This is a genomic window from Acidisphaera sp. L21 (genome assembly GCF_009765685.1).
Lineage (GTDB): Bacteria > Pseudomonadota > Alphaproteobacteria > Acetobacterales > Acetobacteraceae > LMUY01.
In genome coordinates, this window is sequence record NZ_LMUY01000006.1 from 23409 (window position 1) to 29706 (window position 6298).

The following is a 6298-nucleotide window of genomic DNA, read 5'->3' on the forward strand; positions in this document are numbered from 1 at the left end:
TCCACGGTGCGGTCGTGGCGAAATGGTAGACGCGCAAGCTTGAGGTGCTTGTGGGGGAAACCCTGTGGAAGTTCGAGTCTTCTCGACCGCATATTTCGTGCCTTGACCATCTCTTCGCCTCGCCTCGTCCGCCGCTGATAACGGCCGCCCTGGCTTGCATCACCACCGACTCCGTCGGTAACTGATGCCAAGCAGGTAGGTAGATGGCCATGGATGAGGACTTCCGGAAGGCGGCACTAGATTATCATCGGCTGCCGCGCCCCGGGAAGCTTGAGGTCGCCCCTACCAAGCGCATGGCAACCCAGCGGGACCTGGCGCTCGCCTATTCCCCCGGCGTCGCCGCGGCGTGCGAGGAGATCAAGGCCAACCCACTGACCGCCTTCGACTACACGGCGCGTGGCAACCTGGTCGGCGTCATCTCCAACGGCACTGCGGTACTCGGGCTGGGCAATATCGGCGCGCTGGCGGGCAAGCCGGTGATGGAGGGCAAGGCCGTGCTCTTCAAGAAATTCGCCGGGATCGACTGCTTCGACATCGAGGTCGACACGATGGACCCGGAGCGGTTCATCGACGTGGTGGCCGCGTTGGAGCCGACCTTCGGCGCGATCAATCTGGAAGACATCAAGGCGCCTGAGTGCTTCGCGATCGAGAAGCGCCTGCGGGAGCGGATGTCGATCCCGGTGTTCCACGACGACCAGCACGGCACCGCCATCACCGTGGCCGCGGCCGTGCGCAACGCGCTGGAACTGCAGGGCAAGAAGTTGGAGGACGTGCGCATCGTCACCTCCGGCGCCGGGGCGGCCGCGCTGGCCTGCGTCGATTTGCTGTGCGCGATGGGGCTGAACCCGGCCAACGTGACGCTGACCGACATCAAGGGCGTGATCTACGCCGGGCGCGACGACGACATGCTGCCGAACATGGCGCGCTACGCGAACGAGACGAACGCCCGCACCCTGCCGGAGGCACTGCCCGGCGCCGACATCTTCCTCGGCCTGTCCGCACCGCGGGTGCTGAAGGCGGAGTGGCTGCCGCTGCTGGCCGACAAGCCGCTGATCCTGGCGCTGGCCAACCCCGAGCCCGAGATCCTGCCCGAGGCGGTGAAGGCGGCGCGGCCGGATGCCATCGTCGCCACGGGGCGCAGCGACTACCCGAACCAGGTCAACAACGTCATCTGCTTCCCGTTCATCTTCCGCGGCGCGCTGGATGTGGGCGCCACGACGATCAACGAGGAAATGAAGCTGGCCTGCGTGGAGGCCATCGCCGTGCTGGCGCGGGTGGAGGCGAGCGAGGTTGTGGCCGCGGCCTATGGCGGCGCCGCCCCGGTGTTCGGGCCGGACTACATCATCCCCAAGCCGTTCGACCCGCGGCTGATCCTGCAGATCGCACCCGCCGTGGCGCAAAGTGCGATGCGGACCGGCGTCGCCACCCGCCCGATCGAGGATTTCGACGCCTACCGGCGGGAGCTGGAGGTGTTCGTCTATCGCTCCGGCCAGCTGATGCGCCCGGTGTTCGAGGCGGCGCGCAAATCCCCGCGCCGCATCGTCTATGCCGAGGGCGAGGACGAGCGGGTGCTGCGCGCGGTGCAGACGGTGGTGGATGACGGGATCGCGCAGCCGATCCTGATCGGGCGCCGGGGGGTCATCGCCTCCCGCGTGACGGAGATGGGGCTGCGGCTGGACTTGAACCACAGCGTTCGCGTGCTGGACCCGGCGGTCGATCGCGACGTGTTCGACCCGCTGATCTCGCAGTATCAGATGCTGGTGGGCCGGCGTGGCGTGCCGCCGGACGCCGCTGCCCGGCGCATGCGCAACCGGAATACCGTCGTCGCCTCGATGCTGTTGCACGCGGGGGAGGCGGATGCGGCGATCATCGGCGGGTCCGGCGACTGGCAGCGGCATCTGACGTATGCGCTGCCGATCATCCCGAAGCGGTCGACCGTGTCGCGGATCTACGCCCTGTCGGCGCTGATCCTGAACAACGGGGCGCTGTTCTTCTGCGACACCCATGTGACGGTCGACCCGACCGCGGCCGAAATGGCGGAAATGACGTTGCTGGCGGCCGAGGTGGTCAAAAGCTTCGGCATCATCCCCAAGGCGGCGCTGCTGTCGCACTCATCGTTCGGCGCCGGCAATTCGGACTCCGCCCGCAAAGTGCGGCGCGCGCTGGGGTTGATCCGCGACCAGGCGCCCGAGCTGGAGGTGGATGGCGAAATGCACGCCGATGCGGCGCTGAGCGAGGCGATCCGCGACCGGGCCGTGCCCGATAGCCGCCTATCCGGCACGGCGAACCTGCTGGTGATGCCGGGGCTGGACGCGGCCAACATCGCGTTCAACCTGCTGAAGGCGAGCAGCGACGGCCTGCCGGTCGGCCCCATCCTCCTGGGCATGAGCCGCCCGATCCACGTTCTAGTGCCCAGCGTGACCGCCCGCGGAATTGTGAACCTGAGCGCAATCGCCGCGACGGAGGCGCTCAGCTCCGCTTGAGCCGGCGTCGCGAGGTTACCGATCATCAACCTATCTTGCTGATGTTGCAGTCACGTGCCACCAATCATGGCACAAGGGGTAAGTCCCGACAGTGTGGCTGCCATATTCCAGGATAGCTGATGAAACCGCTACGTAAGGCCGTATTACCAGTAGCGGGGCTCGGAACCCGCTTCCTTCCCGCCACCAAGGCGACTGCGAAGGAGATGCTTCCGGTCGTCGATAAGCCACTGATCCAGTACGCGGTCGAGGAAGCTCGCGCCGCTGGGATCGAGCAGTTCTGCATGGTCACCGGGCGCGGCAAGATCGGTCTGGTGGAACATTTCGACATCGCGTTCGAGTTGGAAGCCACGCTGCGGGAGCGTGGCAAGGACGACGTGCTGAAGATGCTGAACGAACAGGCGCTACCGCCGGGTTCGATCGCCTCGGTGCGCCAGCAGGTGCCGTTGGGGCTGGGCCACGCGATCTGGTGCGCTCGCTCGTTCATCGGGGACGATCCGTTCGCCATCCTGTTGCCGGACGATCTGGTGTTGAGCAAGACGCCCTGCCTGAAGCAGCTGGCGGATGCGTATCAGCAGACTGGCGGCAACGTGGTCGCCGTGACCGAGGTGCCGCACGAGCAGACCAACCGCTACGGCATCCTGGACATCGGCAGGGATGACGGTCGCCTGGTGGAGGTGAAGGGCCTGGTGGAGAAGCCGGACCCGAAGGATGCGCCGTCCAACCTGTCCATCATCGGCCGCTACGTGCTGATGCCGGAGGTGCTGCAGTACCTTTCCAAGATGGAGCGCGGCGCCGGCAACGAGGTGCAGCTGACCGATGCGATGGCCAAGATGATCGGCAAGACGCCGTTCCACGGGCTGCGCTACGAGGGTGAACGGTTCGATTGCGGCGATAAGGTCGGCTATTTGGAGGCGCAAATCGCCTTTGCCCTGCAACGTCCGGACCTGAGCGACGCTGTACGCAAATTCCTAGTCAAGTATCGCGAGTGACCATGAGCTTCCGGCACGATTTCGACCCTACTTCGCTTCGGGAATACGACATCCGCGGCGTGGTTGGGCGCACCCTGCACTCGGCGGATGCGTTCGCCATCGGCCGCACCTTCGGCACCATCGTGGCGCGTGGCGGTGGCAAGACCGTCGCGGTTGGGTTCGACGGCCGCCTGTCTTCCCCCTCGCTGGAGCCGGAGCTGGTTCGCGGCCTGATGGAGTCTGGGATGGAGGTGCTGCGGGTCGGTCTGTGCCCGACGCCGATGCTGTACTACACCGCGACCACGATGGAGACGGCGGGTGCGGTGATGGTGACGGGCAGCCACAACCCGCCCGACTATAACGGCTTCAAGATGATGCTGGGCCGCAAGCCGTTCTTCGGCGCGCAGATCCAGGAAATCGGCAGCATTGCCGCCGCCGGGACAGTGGTGAATGCAGCGCCGGGCTCGGTTCGCGACGTGGATGTGGAGAGCGAGTACATCACGCGCCTGATCAGCGATTGGGATGGTGGCGACCGTATCCTCAATGTCGTGTGGGACAACGGCAACGGCGCGGCGGGGAATGTATTGCAGCGCCTGGTGCGCAGCTTGCCGGGCAAACACACGGTGCTGAACGGCGAAGTGGACGGCAATTTCCCGGCCCACCATCCCGACCCAACCGTGCCGAAGAACCTGGAAGAGCTGATTGCCACGGTGAAGGCGCAGGGCGCCGATCTGGGCATCGCGTTCGACGGCGATGCGGACCGGATCGGCGTGGTGGATGACAGCGGTGCGATGCTTTTCGGGGACCAGTTGCTGGTGATCCTGGCCCGCGACGTGCTGAAGTCCTACCCCAAGGGCGTCATCATCGCCGACGTGAAGGCCAGCCAGGTGCTGTTCGACGAGGTGGCGAAGGCCGGCGGCACGCCGCTGATGTGGAAGACCGGGCACTCGCTGGTGAAGGCGAAGATGGCCGAGACGAACTCCCCGTTGGCGGGCGAGATGAGCGGCCACGTGTTCTTCGCCGACCGCTGGTATGGCTTCGACGACGCGCTGTATGCCGCCGTTCGCCTGCTGGGGATCGTCGCCCGGATGGACGGCCCGCTTTCGGCGGTGCGCGAGGCGATGCCACAGGTGATCAACACCCCGGAATTGCGCTTCGACTGCCCGGACACCCGCAAGTTCGGCGTGGTGTCGGAGGTTGCGGCCCGGCTGAAGGAGGCTGGCGCCACGGTGTCCGACATCGATGGCGTGCGCGTGTCGACCGGGGATGGCTGGTGGCTGCTGCGTGCCTCCAACACCCAGGCGGTGCTGGTGGCACGGTGCGAGGCATCGACGGAGGACGGGCTGGAGCGATTGAAGGCGGCGCTGTCGGCCCAGCTGGAGGCGTCCGGCCTGGCCGCGCCCGATTTCTCCGGCGCCAACGCCGGGCACTGATCGCGAGGTTGGCAACGGATACCCTCTCTTGGGGGGAGAGGCTATAGTCGCGCGCATGACATCCGATATTTCGCATCGCCTGATCGTGGCGTTGGACGTGCCGACTCCGGATGATGCGCGTCGAACCGTGGCGGCGCTGGACGGAGCAGTGTCGTTCTTCAAGCTGGGCTATTGGCTGCTGTTCCAACCCGGGGCGAGCGGGCTGATCGATGAGTTGCAGCGCGACGGGCGCCAGCTTTTCCTCGACTACAAGATGTACGACATCAGCGAGACGGTGCGGCACGGCGTTGCCTCGGTCGCCCAGCGCGGTGCGCGGTTCGTCACGGTGCATGGCGACCGGCCGATCCTGCGGGCGGCGGTGGATGGGGCGGCCGGGTCGTCGCTGGGGGTGCTGGCGGTGACGGTGCTGACCAGCCTGGACGATGCGGCGCTGCATGCGATGGGATACGCGCACGGCGCACGGGAGATGGTGGAGCGGCGCACGCGCGATGCGGCGGAGGCGGGATGTGCGGGGGTGATTGCGTCCGCGGCCGATGATCCGGATGCGTTGCGGCGGGCGTCGGGCCGGGATGATCTGCTGGTGGTGACGCCGGGTATCCGGATGCCGAGCGACGATGTGGGTGACCAGGTCCGCACCGCAACGCCGGGTGATGCGATTGCGCGGGGGGCCGATTACCTGGTGGTGGGGCGGCCCATCGTGCAGGCGGCGGCGCCGTTGGATGCGGCGCGGCGGGTGATCGACGACATGGAGGCGGGGCGGGTCCGGCGGGGCTAGAGCGGATTACGCGCTGAAAGGCGCACGAAACCCGCTCTAGCTCTCTGATCTTGGCGAGCATCTTGATCCGTCCGATGATTCTCATCGAACGAATGATGCTTTAGCTCACTCGTCTGCCAAGGCCACTTCCACGCTTCCACGGCCTTTGGGAAAACTGAGGATCGTCCGGGTGGGGCGCGCCCACGCAAACCGTTCCATCACGGCCGCCGCTGCGGTGCGGTCGTATGGCGCGGGGTCTAGCGCTGCGGCAAGTTCATTGATCGCGCGGGCCTGGTCGTCGGTGACGAGCCGGGTGGCGCAGATCGTGCGAGCCGGGCCCCAATAGTCCCAGGGCAACGTCTCGATCCCGGCGAGGGCGGCGGCATCGCGCAGGACCGAGGCGGCGACGAACCAGGCGCCCTCGATGCCGGCGAAGGAGACGCCGCAATTGGCTGGGTCCAGGTCTCCGGTGCGGATGGCTTGCCAGGTTGCGGCGGCGGATCGCCAGGCCGTATCCGGCACGTCGGCGATGTCGAACGCGATGCGCAATCCCGCGCGGGCACGCGGGCCCAATTGGGCGTCTAGGATCGCCCATTGGCCGTCGCCGTAGGTATCCCTCCGTATGAGGCCGCCTGGTATCCGGCGCATGACTGGGGGAGG

Annotated in this window: 5 protein-coding genes and 1 tRNA gene; 5 read left to right on the forward strand and 1 reads right to left on the reverse strand. The window is 66.8% G+C overall.

Annotated features, from left to right (window positions below; all coding sequences use genetic code 11):
* Nucleotides 1-8 precede the first annotated feature (8 nt).
* The 5 genes from GSQ76_RS00780 to pyrF all read left to right on the forward strand — a co-directional run bounded on the left by GSQ76_RS00780 (nucleotide 9) and on the right by pyrF (nucleotide 5659).
* Nucleotides 9-91 (forward strand) — tRNA-Leu (locus GSQ76_RS00780).
* A gap of 118 nt (nucleotides 92-209) precedes the next feature.
* Nucleotides 210-2483 carry an NADP-dependent malic enzyme gene (locus tag GSQ76_RS00785; RefSeq protein ID WP_158742013.1) on the forward strand — a complete coding sequence of 758 codons (2274 nt, stop codon included), beginning with the start codon at nucleotides 210-212 and terminating at the stop codon, nucleotides 2481-2483.
* Nucleotides 2484-2602: 119 nt separating this feature from the next.
* Nucleotides 2603-3472 (forward strand): UTP--glucose-1-phosphate uridylyltransferase GalU, encoded by an 870-nt coding sequence (galU, locus tag GSQ76_RS00790; protein WP_158742014.1) that lies wholly within the window; start codon nucleotides 2603-2605, stop codon nucleotides 3470-3472.
* A gap of 2 nt (nucleotides 3473-3474) precedes the next feature.
* Complete coding sequence (gene pgmG / locus GSQ76_RS00795; RefSeq protein ID WP_158742015.1) at nucleotides 3475-4884, forward strand: phosphoglucomutase/phosphomannomutase PgmG; 1410 nt, start codon at nucleotides 3475-3477, stop codon at nucleotides 4882-4884.
* A 55-nt stretch (nucleotides 4885-4939) separates the two neighbouring features.
* Complete coding sequence (pyrF, locus tag GSQ76_RS00800; RefSeq protein ID WP_158742016.1) at nucleotides 4940-5659, forward strand: orotidine-5'-phosphate decarboxylase; 720 nt, start codon at nucleotides 4940-4942, stop codon at nucleotides 5657-5659.
* Between the two features lie 105 nt (nucleotides 5660-5764).
* On the opposite strand, the gene GSQ76_RS00805 is transcribed toward pyrF, so the two are convergent.
* A partial coding sequence (locus GSQ76_RS00805) for a hypothetical protein (RefSeq protein WP_216850837.1) occupies nucleotides 5765-6298 on the reverse strand: 534 nt, incomplete at its 5' end.

Excerpts from the sequence above, each read along its gene's own strand:
- GSQ76_RS00785 (WP_158742013.1), top strand. The coding sequence starts at position 210 with ATGGATGAGGACTTCCGGAAGGCGGCACTAGATTATCATCGGCTGCCG.
- galU (WP_158742014.1), top strand. The coding sequence starts at position 2,603 with ATGAAACCGCTACGTAAGGCCGTATTACCAGTAGCGGGGCTCGGAACC.
- pgmG (WP_158742015.1), top strand. The coding sequence starts at position 3,475 with ATGAGCTTCCGGCACGATTTCGACCCTACTTCGCTTCGGGAATACGAC.
- pyrF (WP_158742016.1), top strand. The coding sequence starts at position 4,940 with ATGACATCCGATATTTCGCATCGCCTGATCGTGGCGTTGGACGTGCCG.